The following is an 18,607-nucleotide window of genomic DNA, read 5'->3' as shown; positions in this document are numbered from 1 at the left end:
CCGGAGCGGTCTAAGAATGATACGATTGATGCCGTGGGGCTGGCTCGTATGGGTTTGGAACAACTTCTTCCCCTTTGGCAACCGCTTTCGAAAAACATCTAAAGTCTGCGCCTGTTAACACGCCAGCATCAGCGATTGCAAGAACTGAAAACACAGTGTTTAAATCAGAAGCACGCATTGGAGCATAGCCCCATTCAGGACTTGCTGATTACTAAACAGTTAGATAAAATTGTTGTCGTTTATGAACAGCAGATGCAAGCGTTGCTGAAAGCGATCAATGAACTGATTCAGAAAGATCTTCTATTGAAGAGCCAAGTCGAACGATTAATTGAGATCAAAGGATTAGGCTTGCTCTCCGTAGCGACGCTGATTGCCGAAACGAATGGATTTGAAGGATTCTCAAATCAACGCCAATTAGTTAGTTATGCCGGCTATGATGTGGTTGAGAACCAATCTGGCAAGCGAGTGGGTAAAACCCGTATTTCTAAGAAAGGCAACAGCCATATTAGACGTATGCTTCATCTACCCGCTTTTAATGCCGTTCGGTATGGCGAACCTGCTTGCCAGGCTCTATATGAGCGAGTCTATAAACGTAGCGGAATTAAGATGAAAGCTTATGTAGCCGTACAGAAAAAACTGCTGGTCTTGGTTTACTCGATTTGGAAAAGCGAAGCTATTTATGATCCCTTATATAGCAATCAACTGACTCTAAAGGCTAAAAAAATAGTCCCGACTAGCAGGACTACACAGGATGAAGTAGCCGAAGCTGACCTCTCCCTTGGATAGACCAAAGATATTAAAAAAATGCTATCCTAAAATTTGTATTTCACGACAGTACCAGCGATCCAAGAACGATAAGATTGTTGCGCAAGGCTTATCGCGAATGGGTTTGGAACAGCAATTATCGCTCTGGCAACCTTTGTCAAAGAATATTTATCAGCTTCGGTTGCTGACTCGTCAACGCCAGCGCTTACAAGAGCTTAAGACTCAGTGTACTAATCAGCAGCACGCTCTACAGCACAGCGCTATATCAGACCTGTTAATTACCAAGCAGTTAACTAAATTGGTTGACGTTTATCATCAACAGTTAGCGGCTTTGGAGATAGCCATGCGTCAATTGATTCACCAGGATCCCATTTTAAATGCCCGGGTTCAGCGGCTGATTCAAGTCAAAGGCTTAGGCCTTTTATCGGTTTCAGTGATGATTGCGGAGACCAATGGATTTGAGGGGTTCCCTAATCAGCGAAACTTAGTAAGTTACGCTGGGTATGATGTGGTCGAGAACCACGGGGGCGCCCGTGCGCTCCGGTACTCGGTCAGGCAAAACCCACATCTCCAAAAAGGGTAATCATCGGATTCGGCGAGTCTTGCATCTTCCCGCTTTTAACGCGGTTCGCTATGGTGAACCTGCCTGTCAGGCTCTGTTCGAGCGGGTTTATCAACGAACGGGGATCAAGCCGGGTCGCCGGAGCGATGAAAGCGTATGTGGCCGTACAGAAGAAGTTATTATTGCTGGCTTATAGTCTTTGGCGCAATCAGACGGATTATGATCCCAACTATCTGTCATCAGCCTGCAACGTCTCCCGTGAGACGAACACCTTACCACAAAAAGACAAAAAAGTAGTCCCGGCCAGCGGGACTACCGCACGGGCGGCCCCGACAGGATCAACGGGTCGAGACCAAGTTGTCCTACTTATAGACAAATATATTAATAAAATTTTATCCTAAAAGTTGTTTTTCACGACAGTACCAGCGGTCGGGTGCCTCCTTTATGGCGGGGACTAGGGTGCTCGCCATAAAGGAGGCATCGCCGAATGTTCCTCTTTGTCCCATCATTACCGTATCAATCCTTATTTCGGTAACCAGCACTGACGCCACCTCATCAGAGGTTCATTCTCATTCACCCTTTCGGTCTTCTCCTGGCCCGATTTGTGTCAAGGATTAACGCGCATCTTGGGCTTTATCCGCTTGCAACAGACCCCACCGTTACCAGTGACGCCCCTACGAATTGGAGATCGGTTTGAGCACTAACCGAATGGATCATCATCCATACTCAAAACGTGCAACTACGTGTCGCACAATACCAGTGTGCTCGAGACAGAAAAGGCTGTGCTTACTATCACCCTGATTCAAAGCCTTAAGTTGTCGAAAGAAGGCTTGAATTCCCTTTTTGTCATTACTAACTTCGACATGAAAAAGCACTTGATTGGCCTCGACCACCGCAAAATCTAATTCACTCTTAGATACGTCAACGCCAATGTAATAGCGGTACTGATGTGTCTGGGTCATGATAAAACAAGGTTAACGTTGACAGATACAACCACTTTCTTGAACAGACTTCATTACCTTTCTAATGGGTCTGGCAACCCTCATTTCTATCTGAATCTGATGTTCAAGAAACCCCACAAAGGCTTAGATCTACGGATAGCCGGGCCGCCGGGCGGTCTTACCTGGCATACGCGTTAAGGCAACTCTGTGGGGCCTGCCGCTGCGGCGGACCGTCGAAGCAGTAAGGTAGCTCACATTTGTGAGTGATCGAAGGTAGTTACAACCCGAAAGCCAATCTTGGAATAATATTATGGCACAAACCTAAAGGCATACGCGTTTACTTAAAAAGTACAGAGCGCAGCACTAGTTACTTCTGACTGTCATCTGCTAGCAACATTCCCCTTATCCAAATCGGACCCATCATCAACATCACCGTTGGTCGTTGGTCCAGGCCGTAAACCATCATGTCCGTACCTATCCATCATCATAGGTAAACCCTTCGCATCTTGCCAACTTTGACTACCGTATTTATTCCGCAAAACGAACTTTCCTGATGAACGAGGCGAACACCGTAATTTATATGGCCGACGACGATGCGGATGACCGGTATTTCATGCGCCTATCCCTCCAGCACGTCTATTCATCCGTAACTATTGTCGAAGCTATGGACGGACCTGAACTATTGGCCCTGTTGGGTAACTGGAGCCAGACCCCTAAAGCTCAACCGATCCAGGTGATTCTACTGGATATGAACATGCCCAAACTAAACGGCTTGGAGACCCTAAGGGCTTTGAAAGCCAATCCCTTGCTTCGTCACATTCCTGCGGTCATTCTCTCCACTGACGCCCAACCAGCACAAATAGCGATCGCGTACCAAACCGGTGCCAGCCAGTATCTGGAAAAACCAGTCTCCTATTCGGGGTTGGATCAGATTGCCCAGACCATTCGTAGCTATTATATAGCTAATAGAATCGATTAATCAGCCGATGATTATCCAGGCCAATCGTATGGGGGATTTATGTATGTTTACGTAGGATCACCGAGTGACGAATTAAAAACCGGGTAGTCCCATAATACAGCCTGTCAGATTAATTAATGAAGGACTATGGCAGCAAAAAAAACCACTACGCCCGCCTTCCTGGTTGGGGGCGGAGAGATGGGTGAACGCATTCGCACTCAAGACTGGTCCACTACCAGTCTTGGCCTGCCAGAGCAATGGCCCCAGAGTTTACGGTCAACCTTGGCTATATGCCTGAACGCACCTTCTCCCATCCTGATCTGTTGGGGAGCGGACCTGGTTATGCTCTATAATGACGCCTACCGACTTATCCTGGGCGAAAAACATCCTCAGGCGCTGGGGAGTAAAGCCCAGGCGGTATGGCCAGAATTATGGGCTACCCTGGGACCCAGACTGAATGCCGTACGTACGGAGGGGCTGGCCAACGGGTCAGACAATCAACGGCTGATGATCAATCGGGACGGCGTTCCCCAGGCAGCCTACTTTAGTTTTTCCCACAGCCCGATTTACAACGAATTAGGCGACATCGGGGGCGTTTTTTGCCTGGTTACCGAAACAACTGATACCCAATTGACCGAGCAGCAAAAAGGGGAGCTGATTTGGGCCGGGCGGGAACACGAACGGAACCTGGCTACTTTATTTGAGCAAGCCTCTGTTGGGGTGGCCATCATGGGACCGGCCCCCGATTTTATCCTGGAAATGGCCAACCCATTCTATTGCGACCTGGTAGGCCGACTCCCCAATTGTCTAATTGGTCAGCCGTTGCTCGAAGCGATGCCCGAACTGGGCGAACAAGGCATCCAGGAGGTGGTCATGCAGGTGCTAAAGACTGGGGTGCCCTGGGTGAATCGGGAACTACCCGAAGTGCTGCTTCGAAATGGCCAGTGGGAAACGATCTATCTAGACAAGGTTTATCAGCCCCGCCGGACAATCGATCAAGTGACCGGTGAGGAAACTATTACGGGGGTAGTCATTATTCTCACCGACATCACTACGGCGGTGCGGGCGCGCCAGCAGGCCGAGACCAATGAGCGGGTGTTAGACGCCATGTTCCGGCAAACGCCCCTGGGCGTGGGTATTTGGTACGGCCCTGACTATATTATCGAACGGGCTAACCCGGTGCTATGCCAACTCTGGAATCATACCCCGGACGAGCTGCTGGGAAAGCCCCTGTTTGTAGCCTCCCCTGAATCAAAAGAACAGGGCTTCGAGGCCATGCTGGATACCGTGCGCCAGACCGGCGTGGCGGTTACGGGATCCGATCAGCCCGCACGGCTTTACCGCAATGGACAATTGAAGACCGTTTATTTCGATTTTGTTTATGAGCCGCTCCAGAACTCGGATGGAACCATTGATCGTATTATGGTCGTGGCCACGGAGGTAACCAAAGCCCGGGAAGAGCGGCAGCTCATGGCTGAAAACACGACCCGGCTCCAAACCCTGTTTGAACAGGCTCCTGTTGCCATAGCCATCATCGGCGAAGGACCGGCTTTTCGTTTTGAACTAACCAATCTACTCTTCTGCGCCATCACAAGGCGAACCGTGGATCAGCTCGTTGGAAACCCGTTGCTCGACGCGATACCCGAATTAGCTGGTCAGGGCTTCGAAACCTTACTAGAGGGTGTGCTCCGGACGGGACAAGCTTACGAAGGACGGGAAATGCCCACGCAACTGCTGAGCAACAGCCAGCAAAATATACTCTATTTTGATTTTGTGTTTGAACCTCTACTCAACACCAAGGGGCTCCTTGATCGCATTCTGGTGGTGTGTACCGACGTCACTGAACGTGTTAGAGCCCGCCAGCAAACCGAGCAGTTACTCATCCGGGAGCGGCAGCTTAATGAGCTCAAATCCAACTTTGTCACCCTGGCCTCCCACGAATTCCGTACCCCCATGGGCCTGATCCTCTCCTCGGCGTCCCTGATCGGACGCTATAACGGGCCGAATGATGGGGAAAAACGGGAACGGCATGTGCAGCATATTAAACTGGCGGTGAATACCTTAACTAGGTTGTTAACAGATTTTCTCTCGCTGAGTCAGATGGAACAGGCCAGCCAGCGCGCCCACCCGCATCCAATGAATATCGTTACGTTTTGCCAGGAAGTCATCAACCACATGCAGGCCCTAATCAAGCCTAATCAGCGCATTATCTATTCCCATCTATCGGGCGAGCCAGCTATGTCGCTTGACGGACAACTACTTAAGCATATTCTAATCAATCTGCTGAGCAACGCCAGTAAATACTCGTCAGATTACCAACAAATTGAGTTCACGACGAACGTTATAGACGATCAACTTCAGTTAGTAGTTAAGGACGAAGGCATCGGCATTCCTGACGCAGACAAAGACAAGCTGTTTATTAATTTTTTTCGGGCCCACAACGTCAATCATGTTGACGGAATAGGGCTGGGTCTTTATGCTGTCAAACGCTGCGTCGATTTGCTGGGCGGACAGGTTACCTTCAGCCAGCTTGATGCGGGAACCGTTTTCACCGTTCAACTTCCTCTATCCCATGAAAACCATTCTGGTCATCGAAGATACGCCGACGATGCGGGCCAACATCGCTGAAATTCTCCAGTTGGCCCCTTACCAGGTGGTACAGGCGGCCAACGGCAAAGAAGGTATTGTACGAGCTCGCCAAACCCATCCGGATCTGATTCTGTGCGACATCCGCATGCCTGACCTGGATGGCTACGGTGTGCTCCATATCCTGCGCAAAGACCCCGACCTAGCCACGGTTCCATTTATTTTTCTGACTGCCATGGCCGAAGCGGCTGATTTTCGAGTGGGTATGAATTTGGGGGCAGACGACTACCTAAACAAGCCTTTCGATGATGTAACCTTACTGGGTGCTGTAGAACTCCGGCTCAAAAAAGGCCCCGTCATACCGACCGATCTAGGCGCCAACTCCGACCGACTGACGAGCCTGCAACAGGCCATTTTAGAGGAGAACAACGCTCGCCAGTCCCTGTGCGAGCATTACCCAACTACGCAGTATAACCGAAAACACCGCCTGTATACAGTCGGAGGCTGGCCGACAGCTTTGTATTTTATGAGCCAGGGGAAAGGCAAGGTCGTTAAAACTGATGCGGTCGGCAACCAATTCATCACGGGGTTAATTGGCACAGGAGACTTTGTGGGTTACCAGGCCTTACTAACCCAGGCTCCCTACACCGATACGGTCGAACTGTTGGAGGATGCATTGGTCTGTACCATTCCGGCTGTCGACCTTAAAGCCTTACTGGATCATCTGCCAGTGGTAGCGAATCAGTTTAGCCGGATGCTGGCTAGCGAAGTCGCCAACTTACAAGATAAGCTCTTAAAAGAAGCTTACCAGTCAGTTCGTAAACGGGTAGCTGAAGCCCTGCTGCTGGTAGAGCGAACATTTTATCCTCAGCCCAACACTCAACTCATAGCAGACCGCCTGTCTGGTGATCGGTCCTATAATCAGTCTCTACCCATGAGCTTGTCGCGCGAGAACTGGTCGGACCTGGTGGGAGCCTCCACCGAAACGGTCATTCGGATTCTGGGTGATTTACGAGCGGAAGGAATGATTGAGATCAACGGCAGCCTGATTACCCTGCTCGATAGGGATAAGCTAACCCACTTAAAGCGATGAGCGCCTGCTATTGGACAGGTCTCAACCTGATGGGCATCATCCTCGACCCTGTTTTGTATCTTCGCCAGGTGTAGCCGCTATCCTAATTGCTGCAAGCCGGTTCCACGACCTTTGCGGTATCTTCTTGACGTAGCCATGAATGCATATCCGCCCAAACCAACGAGTAAGGATCTTCCCAGCTTCACGCTATTTTATGATCAGTACGCGCCAAAGCTATGGAGCCTGATTGTACTAGCTAATCTATCGACCACCCGATCCGAAGACATACTGATAAACACAATGATAATAGCGTGGCAGCAACCTGACTCACGTTGGCCGGCTAAAAAACATGTCTTAACCTGGCTAATCGGATTGGCTTACACAGTAGGGCTACCAACAGCGGGCTTACTGACTAGGATTAAGGCGAAGGTGTGACCGCCTAGTTCATATGCTTACTAACTTAAAAGGTTTTATAAATAGACGAAAGGCTGCCACACATCGAAAGTCAATTAAGCGAATGCCCATCTTTCCTGTGGAGGGAACTGACGATCAGTAGCTCCTTATTCGCGAGACGTAGACTACGGACTTTCCTAATATAGAACCCAGTTAGATGGTTGATCCAACTTAGTTTTGCGCTTTAAATCTAATAGGAGACAAAGTCACTGATTGAAACGGGTACTGCCTCCTTGTTTTCATGTAAGGCCGCCAGCGCGGGACACTACATTAGAGTATCCCTAACTTACTATCCCGTTAAATGGTGCAAGTCCATCCGTTGCCTAACTCCGCATCGTGGGCTCGAGCCGTTTCCGGGAGCTCTGGGCCGTTAGGCTACTAACAATTAACCAGCGCCTACACAGCCTAACTCGGATTGGTCTATCCATAATCAACTCCTCAGATGACATTCGTCAGGAAGCCGACTACTCATTATCTTTCTTTGCCAGGTTTAGCTCATTGGTTACAGCAGTTTAACCGGGCAATTTTGTCTCTATGATTCATATTGCTACTCAACCGAAAACAACCCTTAAATTTAGCCCTGATCAGCAGTCACGTTTCTTTGCCACCGCTCGAAGTCGGGTCGATTCGTACTTTGCCCAACGGAATCTCTTGCCCCACGCCAACCGGGCTATGTGGCAAAAAGCCATTTTTTTTCTAGTCACCTATGTTCTTCTGTATGGCTTGATCTTATCTAACCAATTTGGTGGACTGGTGATGCTAAGTTTTGCCCTGCTTCTGGGGTCTTGTGCCGCCGGCGTAGGCTTCAACGTATCTCATGATGCGATTCATGGCGCGTTCTCCGCCCAAGGTTGGGTCAACCGGTTGCTCAGTAAAAGTTTTTATCTACTAGGTGCTAACCCGTACCTGTGGAAACTAACCAATAATGTCGTTCATCACACCTATACCAATATTGCCGGCCATGACGAAGATATTGAATTAGCACCGGGCCTGGTTCGACTGGACCAGGCTGAATCGCACCGGCCGTGGCAACGCTTTCAGCATATCTATGCCTTTTTCCTCTACGGGCTGGCTTCCCTGTCCTGGGTATTTCGTAAAGATTATGTTAAGTTTTTTCAGGCGAAGATTGGCTCGCTCGATAACACGCATCATCCCCGTATAGAGTATATTAACTTGTTTTTTTCCAAAGCGGCTTATTATGTGTTTTTCCTGGTGTTACCGATCATTGTACTTGACCTTCGTTGGTGGCAAGTTCTGGTCGGCTTTATGGCTATGCATCTAACGGAGGGGTTAGCGCTGGGACTAGTCTTTCAACTGGCGCACATCGTAGAGGGAACCTCATTTCCGGTACCGACCTCAAGAGGTACCCTTGATGAAGCCTGGGCCATTCACCAACTACAAACAACCGCTAATTTCGCCCCTCATAGCCGCTTGGCTACTTTTTTTGCGGGGGCCTGAACCGCCAGATTGAACGTCATTTGTTTCCTAAAATATGTCACATTCACTATCCGGCTATTGCACCGATCGTTAAACAGACGGCCAGTGAATATGGCCTGCCGTATTTAGAAAACGTAACCTTTCGTTCTGCGCTGGTTTCCCATTACAAACTTTTGAAGCAACTAGGGGCTCCGCCGACACTGGGCGTTATTGACTCACTATCCGTCACTGGTAACCAAGACTGACGATCCAGGTTTACGATCACTTCATCAATAAACACGTATTTACATTATGGGTAAGGTGACTAGCCAAAAAGGCCGAATGAAAAAACGGGTTCCGATCCTACTGATTGAGGATAACGCCGATCAGTGGCTCATTATCCGCTCGGCACTGTCTCAATGTATTCCTGAACTGGAACCTGTCTGGATTAATAACGCGGCCCAGAGCTTAACCTATCTGGAAAATTGTTCACTGGAAAAAAACAACATACCCCGCCTGATCCTGATGGAATTGTACTTACCCCATCGGGAAGAGGGTCTGGCCTTGTTGGCCTCGATTAAAAGTCACCCTTTTTATCGACAAGTGCCGGTTATTGTCCTGAGTCATTCAGAAGCGTACAAGGACATTGTCGAAACCTACCAGTATAGTATTGCCTCTTACATTAGTAAGCCCAGTACCTATCACCAATGGCTAGTGGGATTTTACACATTTCGACGCTATTGGTGGGATTGGGTTTCTTTATCATTTCGCTCGTCCCAAGGGGATAGCACTCACCTGAACTAATCTAGCTTCCCGACCATCCACCTACAAGATGGATATAACCGAATTAATTTGTACGCACTCTTTTTTGAAGCCCTAGCTTTTCGCTAAAGGCACACTTAACCACGCCAACCGATGAGCCAATCTACCGATGAATTAGCCGCTTTAAGCCGCATTATTCGTGTCATCGAACGCTTCCACGAGCTATTCCCCGACTCAAAAATGGTTAGTAAGGAGTCCAAAGACACGTACCTGAAACAGCATTTGTCAAGGCAGGACTGGAAATTTTGGGAACAACAACAGACAGCATTCCCAGAAATGTCGGTCAATGAGACGGACTCATTAACGGAGAGGAGGTTAACTCAAACGCAGTTCAAACGCTTGCTAGGTCAATATAAACGGGCAGGCTTTGAGTCCTATCAAATTTGGTGTCAACTGCAGAGGCCACCTGATTATGGCCTGGGTGATCCGCTATTGTCATGTTAATTGACCCGATCACTCATGACGATTGGGTGGTTAATGGGTGGAAAATTTATTGTAGTTTACCTGACAAGCTTCAAATACAGAACGACCATCAGTCTGTCGCCAAAAACGGGTACAAAGACGAAGCCGTTAAGAACGAGTGGGTCGACCGGTTAAGCCGTTGACTAGTGTCAATTCGCCCATATTATACTGAATCTGGCAGCTTACCTCAGGCGGGTGATCGACTTTAGGATCATGAGATAGGTATACTCATTCACGAACGGGCAATTGATGGCTACTCAGGTGAAATTACGTTTATGATAACCTTCTAAGGTAGGGGAAATTTTAACGGGTAGGTAAGCAAAGCTACCCTATAACTAACAAATTAGATGATTCAAGTAGACATTACGCATAACACGCAAGTTCGTGAGCGCTTCGCGACGGCGTGTCATTTGATACAGGTCAAAATAATAGCATTACAAGTCAGAAACGATCAAACTTCACTAAAACTGCAATCGCTCCTGGAGCGGAATAAGGCGTTTCGTGAGACGTATCACGATAGTCTATAGGTGACCAATGATTATCCCGTTCCTATATATTGCTTATCAGATTAATACAACCCAATGAAACTTACGCTCAAACCAGTTGACATTCCGTTTAAGGTTGGTGATACGATCTGGGTCGATCAGCCGTTCGGAGCCGCCCATGAATTTCCGTTTTTTCAAGGTGTTATTATGCAAATTATTTTAGATGGGAGCCTGGCCAATACGTTGGTTATCCGGCAGCCTGAAGAAAAGCACGCCTTGTCGTTCACGAATGCAATTTATGGCTTAAAGCCTATTGGCGACCACGCCGGCTCGCCTAGAGTCAATGTAAACGTGCAGCTTATTCCCCTCCAGACTAGTTTATTTGAGACGAAAGACCAACTGTTGGCGTATCAAAACCAAACTAGTTGACGATTGATAGCCGGGTTGGTTTTGTAAGTACCTAATGCTGCTTTGACAACCCCGTCAATACCCATTGGTAGGAAGCAGGCAATAGCCGGGGTAGACTGGACTTGCAACAGTACACTGGAGATTTTTTTAGGCAGCCATTGGAGCGGTGTAAAAATAGGACTCTTGTTGCGCCGGGGTCTGGTAATGCAGGCTTGAATGTCGCCGTCGGCGATTATACCAGACCTCGATGTACTCAAAGGTGGCCAATCGAGCTTCAGCCCGCGTCTTGAATTCGACATGGTTGACCAATTCACTTTTAAACGTTTTGAAAAAACTCTCCGCTACCGCATTGTCCCAACAGTTGCCTTTTCGACTCATACTTTGCATCACGGGTAGGCCCTTCAACTGAGTCTGGAATTCAGTGCAGGCATATTGTACGCCCCGATCCGAATGAAAAAGCAATTGTACTTGTATGGCCCTGTTTTTGAGGGCCATACGCCACGCGGCCACACTCGTATCAACCGCTTTGAGACTATCACTCAATGCCCAGCCAATCACTTTTCGGTCCGCCAGATCCAGCACGGTGGTCAAGTATAGCCAGCCTTCATCAGTGGGAACGTACGTGATGTCAGATACCCATCGCTTCGGCGCTCCGATTCTGGCCAGGCTTTTCTGCGGTGAACTCTCTGTTTAACAGGTTCTTGGCCACTGGATAATCATGCGCTGATTCGGTGGTCTGAACCCGGTACTTCTTGTACATAATACTGCGAATAGCTTCTCTATGCATGAGCCGAGCCACCCGGTTATGCGAAGTCTTCACCCCCCGATCCCGCAACTCGTCGGCGATCCGAGGACTACCATACCGGCCCTGACTTTGTGTGTGTATTTGCCGGACATGTGTTAGTAACTGATTGTGTTTCATCTGCCTGACACCGATCGGGTGTTTACGCCAATAGTAGTAGCCACTGCTACTCACCTTCAGTACGTTACACATCTTCTCAACAGGAAACTGGCTGGCGTGTTCCGCTATAAATCGGAAGATTTCCTGTCGCCCCTGGAAAAGATGCTGACCGCCTTTTTTAGGATATCCCGTTCAAGCTCAGCGTCTTTCAATTCCTTTTGCAGTCGTCTGATCAGTTGCTGCTCCTGACTCAGCCCGCTGGTAGTAGTGGCGAGTTGGCCAAGACCTTTGTGAGTCTGCCTCCATTTGGTAATTCGACTAGAGTCGATGCCGAGCTCGCGGGCAGCCTCCTGCACGGAGCCTTTTGCATGGGATAACTCGACGGCCATTTTCTTAAATGTCTCGTCAAATACACGTCTTTTTTTCATGGGTACTTTCGGGTTTGCCTCCAAATGTGCCTAAAAACCGTCTCCAGTCAAATGTAGCAAGTCCAGACTGGCCATTTACTTACTGGCCACTATAGAGAAACTATACGTCAGGCTAGTTACATAATTGAGGTCTATAGCAGTTGAGTAGTGGTTATAGGGATCAGTTCGTACAACCCCTTCCCCCACTAAACCCCTTGCCATAGGTAAGTAAACACCCTTACGGCCAACACGACTCACTGACTAATCCGATCAACCTATGGGTTCATTAACTGATGACGACAAAGCACAACTTGGCCAATTGGCCGACTACTTAGTAACCCAGCAGGAGACAATCGTAGACCGGTGGCGGACAAATTGCTCGCTGGATGAAGCGCTGCACCCCTTCCCCTGCCGTTCTTGCCAGGCGTGTACGGAGACGTTCCTGGTACTACTCCATCGCCTTATCCAGCGTATTCCGGATGAGTCCCGGGCAACTGATCTGGATGACACGAGCCGTCAACTTTGCTGCTGGCAAGGCGTCTACTCCGTAGCACAAGGGTTTAGGATAGTAGACACCCTCTATGACGTCTTGGATGAACAGATCCAGCAATTTATTGAATGCTATCCCCAAACGCCCCCCCGGGTAATTACCCAGGTATATCGTCACCTGCTCCAACTCTCGCAGCAGATCAGTAGCGACAGTAGCTGCTATGTTGATCAATGTCGGCAAACCAGAGCAAACGAGCCGCGCGAATCGCTTCCACTTGCGCCGGAGACTCGCCCTCAATTGGCTATACCGCGCGTGGACTACCTGCGGCAGTCAGCGCATGATCTGCGCAGTACCTTCGGCATTCTTACCTCAGCAGCCAGCTTGTTACAAAAGCCGCTCAAAGCCAACGATCGAGCGAAATACCTGGATATGCTGCATCGGAATGTGAACGTTGCCAAGCACTTACTCAACCAACTATTGGCCAATGCTCCCTTCGAAGAGGGCGCTAATGTATAAGTCGAACAGCGTGTCGTTCGTACCGCCCGAGAACACAGGATCAGGCCGTGTTTCCGGGCGATACGAACGAATCCAGCAACTGAGACACCGCTTCCAGCTCGACTGGTTTGACCAGGTGACCGTCGAAACCAGCCTCCTGACTCCGCTGTTTGTCGTCGGCCTGCCCGTAACCCGTCAGGGCGATCAGAATCAAGTGGTGACCCCAGGCCTGTTGACGTATCAGACGGGCCGTTTCATGGCCATCCAACCCGGGCATGCCAATGTCGAGCAGGACAACATCCGGCTGTAGTTGCTCCCCAGCCTCCAGGGCCTGCTGACCACTGTAGCGTACCTCAACGGCATAGCCGGTCAGCTCCAGCAGCAAACCAAATGAATCAGCCGCATCCTGATTATCATCCACCACTAAAATCCGACGTCCTTTCGCCGGTGAAGCGATCGGAGTCGGGATGGTATCCGTGAACGAGTCTAGGCCGGGTGAAAGGGGCAGGTACACTACAAACTCACTTCCTAGCCCCAGCCCCCCACTCTGGGCTTCCACCCGCCCGCCGTGCAACTCAACCAGCCGTTTGACCAGCGTCAGACCCAATCCCAGTCCACCCTGCGTGCGGGCCAGTGAATTATCCACCTGGGCAAACAACTCGAAAATACGTTCCAACTGGTCAGCTGCCAGGCCGATACCCGTATCGCGCACCCGTAAGCGGGCTGATTGATGGTTTGGCTTCTCAATCACCAGGTCCAGGCTGACCCAGACCTGCCCCCCCTCGGGCGTATACCGGGCTCCATTGGTCAGTAGATTGGTCAACACCTGCGTTAGCCGGGTGGTATCGCCGGGCAGGTACATCGGCACGCTGGGTAGCGAAACGGATAACTCGATCCGACGCGCCTGGTAGAGGGTACGTACGTCACTAAGGGCATCAGCCAACAGGGCCTTCAGGTCCAGGCGCCCCACACGTAGCGTAATTTTTCCCTGGTTGATCCGACTAACATCCAGTAAGTCATCCACCAGTCGAACTAACTGATTAACCTGGCGATTCATCAAGGCGATGGCTACGCTCATCGTCTCGGTCTGCCCAGCGCTTAGCCCCATCGTTTGCAGGGTATGGCGAACGGGGGCCAATGGATTGCGCAACTCGTGGGCCAGCATGGCCAAAAACTCGTCTTTCCGTCGATCCGACTCCCGCAGGACGTCTTCGGCGGCCTTGCGCCGGGTGATGTCCCGAGCCACTGTGGAGACGCCCATGACCTGCCCGCTGGCATTCTTCACCGGCGAGAGCACCACTTCCAGATCCAGCGCTTGCCCGGCTTTATTGACCCGGATGGTTTCATAGGTTTCAACCCGCTGGTCCTGTTTGATTTTCTCCGTATTACGCAAGATCTGGACCAGGTCCTGGGGCAAGGTCAACAGGCTTAGGGGTTGGCCAATGACCTCCCCCGCCGGGTAGCCGTAGAGCGCTTCCGACGCCTGGTTCCAACTCGTGATGATCCCGTTAAAATTAACCGTCAGTACCGAGTCCTGCGAAGATTCGACAATCGAGGCCAGAAACGAATGGGCTTCTTCCGCTTTCTTGCGCTGGGTGATATCGACAAAGGTCAGCACCAGGCCGTTAATACGGTCGTCAGCCGTACGGTAGGGCAATATCCGCCCCATAAACACGCGGCCGTCCGTGCTGACCACTTCCCGCCCGATGGGTTGGAGGGTGGCCAGCACCGCTTCGGCATCGGCGGGCAGCTGGGGATAGTCCAGTTGACTGGTAATGTCGCTCAGGGGTCGACCCGTATCGGTGGCAATCAAATTAAAAATAGTCCGCGTAGCGGGCGTGAACAGGTTGACCCGCAGACTCCGGTCCAGAAACAGGGTGGCAATAGCAGTGGCATTAATCAGGTTCTGCAGGTTGTTGCTGGCCAGCGAAATCTCCTCTACTTTGATTTTTAGTTCCTGGTTGATCGTGGTGAGTTCTTCGTTGATCGACTGGAGTTCCTCCTTGCTGGTCTCTAACTCCTCGGCCGACGAGCGCAACTCCTCGTTGATGGCCTGCAACTCTTCGTTGGCGGCTTTCAACTCCTCGGCCTGCAGCTCATGGTGCTCGTTGGCTAACCGGAGCTGTTCCTTGACCCGAATCAATTCGTCCTCCAATTGATGGGCCATGGGCTCGGCCGGGGGCCGATCCCGGTCTGACTCGCCCGATACGTCGGCGGTCGGCTCAAAGAGCACCAGCAGAAACCCACGAGCCGGATCCCTATTCCCCAGTACCGGACGGACGTGGAGGGTCAGGGTCTGCACCTGGCCGTTCAGGCGCACTTTAAGTTGGGGCACCACCACGGGAGTCCGCTGCTGCACCGCCCGGTAAAAGGCTGACCGCAGTTCCAGCCGCAGGTCGGGCTGGATGAGCTGGAGGAGATTTTTGGCCGGCTCCCCCCCCCCCATCTGCAGGTACCGCCCCGCCCGCTCGGACAGGTGGAGGATGTCGAAGTCGGCATTGACCAGGATCGATGGGGGCGCATACTGCTCCAGAACCTGGTGGTGCAGCTCGCCGTAACTTAGTCGCCCGCTGGCCGGGCTTTCACTGACCAGCGTGGCTTCTGGCACCCGTTTTTTGGGGGCTAGTCCGGCACTGATCTCGGGCACGGGATAAGCACGTGTAGCCACGGATCGACTCTGAAACAGGTGATGTTCCCGGTTGAGGGGAACATACTGATCACGTTTCCCGTCGGTGGTTTCGGCCAGGCCCAACAGCAAATACCCTCCCGGATTAAGCGCAAAGTGAAATGTCTCCAGGGCCCGCTGCTGGGCCGTCTGGTTAAAGTAAATGAGCAGATTCCGGCAGCTCACCAGATTCAGCCGGGAAAAGGGCGGGTCTTTGAGTACATTGTGGTGAGCAAACAGGATCATCTCCCGAATCTCGGGCCGGATGCGGTAGTCCTCCCCTTCTCTATTAAAAAAGCGACGCAGCCGCTCGGGCGATACGTCGGCGGCATCATTGAGGGTATAGAGCCCTTCGCGGGCGGTGGCCAGGGCCGTCTCATCGAGGTCCGTGGCGAAGATCTGCACGGTAGGCGCATCGACGATATCCAGGGTCCGCTCGGCGCAGAGCATCGCCAGGGAGTAGGCCTCTTCGCCCGTGGAACAACCCGCCACCCAGATGCGCAGGGTGTCCTCCCGGGTTTTATTTTGGGTTAACAGGGGCATGAGCTGCAGCTCCAGGGTAGTGAAGACGGGGCTGTCGCGGAAAAAGTTGGTGACCGAGATCAACAGATCTTTCAGCAGCGCCTGCGTCTCTTCGGGATGCTCCCTGAGAAAGCTCACGTAAGCGGGCAGGTCGGGCAGGTTGCGCACGCTCAGGCGACGTTCGATTCGCCGGAGCATGGTAGGGCGCTTGTAATTGGTAAAGTCGTGGCCAGTGCGCACCCGCAGTTGGGTGAATACCTCGCGCAGGGCATGCTGGGGCTCGTCAAAACCCGGCTGGGGTTCCCCGCTGATAACTAGGGTTTCCCGGTTTAGTCGGTAAGCCAGCAGCCGGGCCGGAATCTCTTCCACGGGCAGAATATCATCCACCAGATCGGTGGCGATGGCATGACGGGGCATCTCGTTGAAAGCGGCCTGGCGGGGATTTTGCACAAAGACCGCTCCGCCCCGCTCCTTGATGCGCTTGAGGCCCATGGAGCCGTCGGCTCCTGTACCCGACAGGATCACCCCGATGGCCTGCTCCTGATGCGACTCAGCTAGGGTGCGAAAGAAAATATCAACCGGTGCCCGCCGGTCTTCGAAACCCACATTGGGGAGCGCGGCCAGGTGCCCACCATCCATTTGCAGGTGCTTATCGGGCGGAATGACGTAGACCTGGTTGGCGACGACCCGCACCCGCTCGTTTACCTTATGGACGGGAATGCTGGCCACGCCCTGGAGGATTTGGGTCAACTGAGAGTCGTAGCTAGGTGACAGGTGCAGGATTACCACGTAGGCCAGGCCCGAATCGGGACTCACCTGCTCAAAAAACTGGGTTAGCGCTTCCACGCCCCCCGCGGAGGCCCCGATGCCCACAACGATCGTCTCCACTGGCGTAGGTTCATTCGGTATTTCTGGGGTTGATTTATTCTGGCTCAAGGGTAAGCTGGTCTAGGTAAGGAAGGTTATTGGAGAGCGGCGTGAACCGGCTCAATACCGTCGGAATCGGGACGCTGATCGTCCAGGCTTTCCGGCTTTAGTGCGGGGTGAACTCGCACGGCCTGGCGCAGCAGCTCGCTTCCCTGTTGATCCGCTTGGGCAAGCCGAAAATAAAGGGCCGCCTGCCGGGGCTGGTTGGCTGCGGCAAACTGGTCGCCTAGCTGGTTGAGCAGCATCACCCGCTCATCCATACCTCGTAGGGCGCTGTATAGACTTTCTTCAATTTTCCCGGTCACGCTGGCCAGCAGGGCGTCGGCCGAATAGGCGTGACCCGTATGGCACCGATAGCGGATGAGCGGACCCTCCGTAATCTTTACCAGCACGCCGTGACAGTCTGGACAGGCATAGGCGCTGAACTGACCGAACTGAGCCATGGTCAGGCCTAGTGCCGTGTCTTCGGCCGCGATAGCAATCTCGGTTTTCGTTTTTTCGTCCTCATGCATAGCAATGGATGGTTTCGGAGCCACCTCTTGCCCCACCAGTTGGATCAACAAGGGGGCTAATTGAGCAATAGGGGCAATCGCATCAATGGCCACCTGGCGGATGGCACTTTCGGGCATGGCGGAAACCAGGGCTTCCTTGGGGTCCTGTACCAGGGCCATGCCGCCATACGCCTTGATGGCCCATAGACCAGCCGTACCGTCGTCGAGGGCACCGGATAAAATCACACCGATGACCCGGTTGCTATAGGCATAAGCGGCCGAGCGAAACAGGGGGTCGATGGCGGGGCGAAAGTGATTTTCTTTGGGTCCATGCGTAACGCGCATGTGGTCAGCTTCCAGCAGTAAATGATGATCGGGTGGCGCGACATAGATGTGGTTCATCTGAATGGGCTCGTTCTCAGCGGCGTGGGTAACCGGGATCGACGTTAGCTTACTCAGGACCTGGGGCATGATCCCCCGAACTGTAGGTGCCATGTGCCAGACGATAAAAATAGCGGCGTCCAGATCAGTCGGCAACTGGACTTGCAATAGTATACTGGAGATATTTTTCAGGCAGCCATCTGAGAGGTGTAAAAATAAGATTCCTGTTGAGCGGGAGTTTGGTAATTCAAGCTTGAATGTCTCCGCCGACGATTATACCAGCCCTCAATATACTCGAAGGTGGCTAACCGGGCAGCGGCCCGCGTTGGAAAGTCAGTATGGTTCACTAATTCGCTTTTGAATGTTTTGAAAAAGCTCTCAGCTACTGCATTGTCCCA

General features: G+C 51.7%; 17 protein-coding genes and 1 pseudogene. 11 read left to right on the top strand and 7 right to left on the bottom strand.

The genetic code is table 11. The annotated features are described in order from the left end of the window. The first annotated feature begins 135 nt into the window (after positions 1-135). The 3 genes from BM202_RS24385 to BM202_RS38310 all read left to right on the top strand — a co-directional run bounded on the left by BM202_RS24385 (position 136) and on the right by BM202_RS38310 (position 1,523). Complete coding sequence (locus BM202_RS24385; RefSeq protein ID WP_245776767.1) at positions 136-786, top strand: transposase; 651 nt, start codon at positions 136-138, stop codon at positions 784-786. 133 nt (positions 787-919) lie between these two features. Beyond that, complete coding sequence (locus BM202_RS38315) at positions 920-1,348, top strand: transposase (protein ID WP_245776766.1); 429 nt, start codon at positions 920-922, stop codon at positions 1,346-1,348. Beyond that, entirely contained in the window at positions 1,269-1,523 is a 255-nt protein-coding gene (locus tag BM202_RS38310) for a transposase (protein WP_317039717.1), read from the top strand. The genes BM202_RS38315 and BM202_RS38310 overlap by 80 nt, the downstream gene beginning before the upstream one ends. A 520-nt stretch (positions 1,524-2,043) precedes the next feature. Here the strand turns inward: BM202_RS38310 and BM202_RS24375 are convergent. Next, positions 2,044-2,289: a hypothetical protein gene (locus tag BM202_RS24375; protein ID WP_093831061.1), complete on the bottom strand. Its 246-nt coding sequence runs from the start codon at positions 2,287-2,289 to the stop codon at positions 2,044-2,046. 532 nt (positions 2,290-2,821) lie between these two features. Here BM202_RS24375 and BM202_RS24370 point away from each other — a divergent pair. From BM202_RS24370 to BM202_RS24330, 7 genes and pseudogenes are all read left to right on the top strand, one after another. After that, positions 2,822-3,247, top strand: coding sequence for a response regulator (locus tag BM202_RS24370; protein WP_093831059.1), 426 nt, complete (start codon positions 2,822-2,824; stop codon positions 3,245-3,247). Between the two features lie 126 nt (positions 3,248-3,373). Next, positions 3,374-5,854 (top strand): PAS domain-containing sensor histidine kinase, encoded by a 2,481-nt coding sequence (locus BM202_RS24365; protein WP_093831057.1) that lies wholly within the window; start codon positions 3,374-3,376, stop codon positions 5,852-5,854. Continuing rightward, entirely contained in the window at positions 5,799-6,905 is a 1,107-nt protein-coding gene (locus BM202_RS24360; protein WP_093831055.1) for a response regulator, read from the top strand. Before BM202_RS24365 ends, BM202_RS24360 begins: the two co-directional genes overlap by 56 nt. Positions 6,906-7,871: 966 nt before the next feature. Further along, positions 7,872-9,019, top strand: a pseudogene (locus tag BM202_RS24350) (fatty acid desaturase family protein). A gap of 76 nt (positions 9,020-9,095) precedes the next feature. Then, complete coding sequence (locus tag BM202_RS24345; protein ID WP_245776765.1) at positions 9,096-9,557, top strand: response regulator; 462 nt, start codon at positions 9,096-9,098, stop codon at positions 9,555-9,557. A 111-nt stretch (positions 9,558-9,668) separates the two neighbouring features. Next, entirely contained in the window at positions 9,669-10,019 is a 351-nt protein-coding gene (locus BM202_RS24340) for a hypothetical protein (protein WP_093831049.1), read from the top strand. Between the two features lie 599 nt (positions 10,020-10,618). Beyond that, a complete protein-coding gene (locus BM202_RS24330) occupies positions 10,619-10,951 on the top strand; it encodes a hypothetical protein (protein ID WP_093831045.1) in 333 nt (110 codons plus the stop codon). A 126-nt stretch (positions 10,952-11,077) separates the two neighbouring features. On the opposite strand, the gene BM202_RS24325 is transcribed toward BM202_RS24330, so the two are convergent. From BM202_RS24325 to BM202_RS24315, 3 genes are read right to left on the bottom strand one after another with little or no spacing between them, the layout of a single operon-like run. After that, positions 11,078-11,521: an IS3 family transposase gene (locus BM202_RS24325; protein ID WP_245776764.1), complete on the bottom strand. Its 444-nt coding sequence runs from the start codon at positions 11,519-11,521 to the stop codon at positions 11,078-11,080. A gap of 37 nt (positions 11,522-11,558) precedes the next feature. Further along, on the bottom strand, positions 11,559-11,924 hold the full coding sequence (locus BM202_RS24320) for an IS3 family transposase (protein ID WP_093831041.1): 366 nt from the start codon (positions 11,922-11,924) through the stop codon (positions 11,559-11,561). A 32-nt stretch (positions 11,925-11,956) separates the two neighbouring features. Next, a complete protein-coding gene (locus tag BM202_RS24315; protein ID WP_093831039.1) occupies positions 11,957-12,259 on the bottom strand; it encodes a transposase in 303 nt (100 codons plus the stop codon). Positions 12,260-12,515: 256 nt separating this feature from the next. Here BM202_RS24315 and BM202_RS24310 point away from each other — a divergent pair, with 256 nt between their 5' ends. Next, positions 12,516-13,244, top strand: a complete 729-nt coding sequence (locus BM202_RS24310) for a hypothetical protein (protein ID WP_093831037.1) — start codon at positions 12,516-12,518, stop codon at positions 13,242-13,244. 40 nt (positions 13,245-13,284) lie between these two features. Here the strand turns inward: BM202_RS24310 and BM202_RS24305 are convergent, their stop codons facing one another. From BM202_RS24305 to BM202_RS24295, 3 genes are all read right to left on the bottom strand, one after another. Continuing rightward, a complete protein-coding gene (locus BM202_RS24305; protein WP_245776763.1) occupies positions 13,285-17,298 on the bottom strand; it encodes a CheR family methyltransferase in 4,014 nt (1,337 codons plus the stop codon). Positions 17,299-17,372: 74 nt separating this feature from the next. Beyond that, entirely contained in the window at positions 17,373-18,392 is a 1,020-nt protein-coding gene (locus tag BM202_RS24300; protein ID WP_394333804.1) for a chemotaxis protein CheB, read from the bottom strand. Positions 18,393-18,397: 5 nt separating this feature from the next. After that, a partial coding sequence (locus BM202_RS24295; protein WP_218160598.1) for an integrase core domain-containing protein occupies positions 18,398-18,607 on the bottom strand: 210 nt, incomplete at its 5' end.

Origin of the sequence: Spirosoma endophyticum (genome assembly GCF_900112365.1) — a bacterium.
GTDB classification, from domain to species: Bacteria; Bacteroidota; Bacteroidia; order Cytophagales; family Spirosomataceae; genus Spirosoma; species Spirosoma endophyticum.
This window is presented reverse-complemented; position numbering and strand designations above follow the sequence as displayed.

Bases quoted from the DNA above. Each gene is read 5' to 3' on its own strand.
- BM202_RS24360 (WP_093831055.1), top strand. From the start codon at position 5,799: ATGAAAACCATTCTGGTCATCGAAGATACGCCGACGATGCGGGCCAAC.
- BM202_RS24310 (WP_093831037.1), top strand. From the start codon at position 12,516: ATGGGTTCATTAACTGATGACGACAAAGCACAACTTGGCCAATTGGCC.
- BM202_RS24375 (WP_093831061.1), bottom strand. From the start codon at position 2,289: ATGACCCAGACACATCAGTACCGCTATTACATTGGCGTTGACGTATCT.
- BM202_RS24365 (WP_093831057.1), top strand. From the start codon at position 3,374: ATGGCAGCAAAAAAAACCACTACGCCCGCCTTCCTGGTTGGGGGCGGA.
- BM202_RS24340 (WP_093831049.1), top strand. From the start codon at position 9,669: ATGAGCCAATCTACCGATGAATTAGCCGCTTTAAGCCGCATTATTCGT.
- BM202_RS24370 (WP_093831059.1), top strand. From the start codon at position 2,822: ATGAACGAGGCGAACACCGTAATTTATATGGCCGACGACGATGCGGAT.
- BM202_RS24345 (WP_245776765.1), top strand. From the start codon at position 9,096: ATGAAAAAACGGGTTCCGATCCTACTGATTGAGGATAACGCCGATCAG.
- BM202_RS38310 (WP_317039717.1), top strand. From the start codon at position 1,269: ATGATGTGGTCGAGAACCACGGGGGCGCCCGTGCGCTCCGGTACTCGG.
- BM202_RS24315 (WP_093831039.1), bottom strand. From the start codon at position 12,259: ATGAAAAAAAGACGTGTATTTGACGAGACATTTAAGAAAATGGCCGTC.
- BM202_RS24320 (WP_093831041.1), bottom strand. From the start codon at position 11,924: ATGTGTAACGTACTGAAGGTGAGTAGCAGTGGCTACTACTATTGGCGT.
- BM202_RS24330 (WP_093831045.1), top strand. From the start codon at position 10,619: ATGAAACTTACGCTCAAACCAGTTGACATTCCGTTTAAGGTTGGTGAT.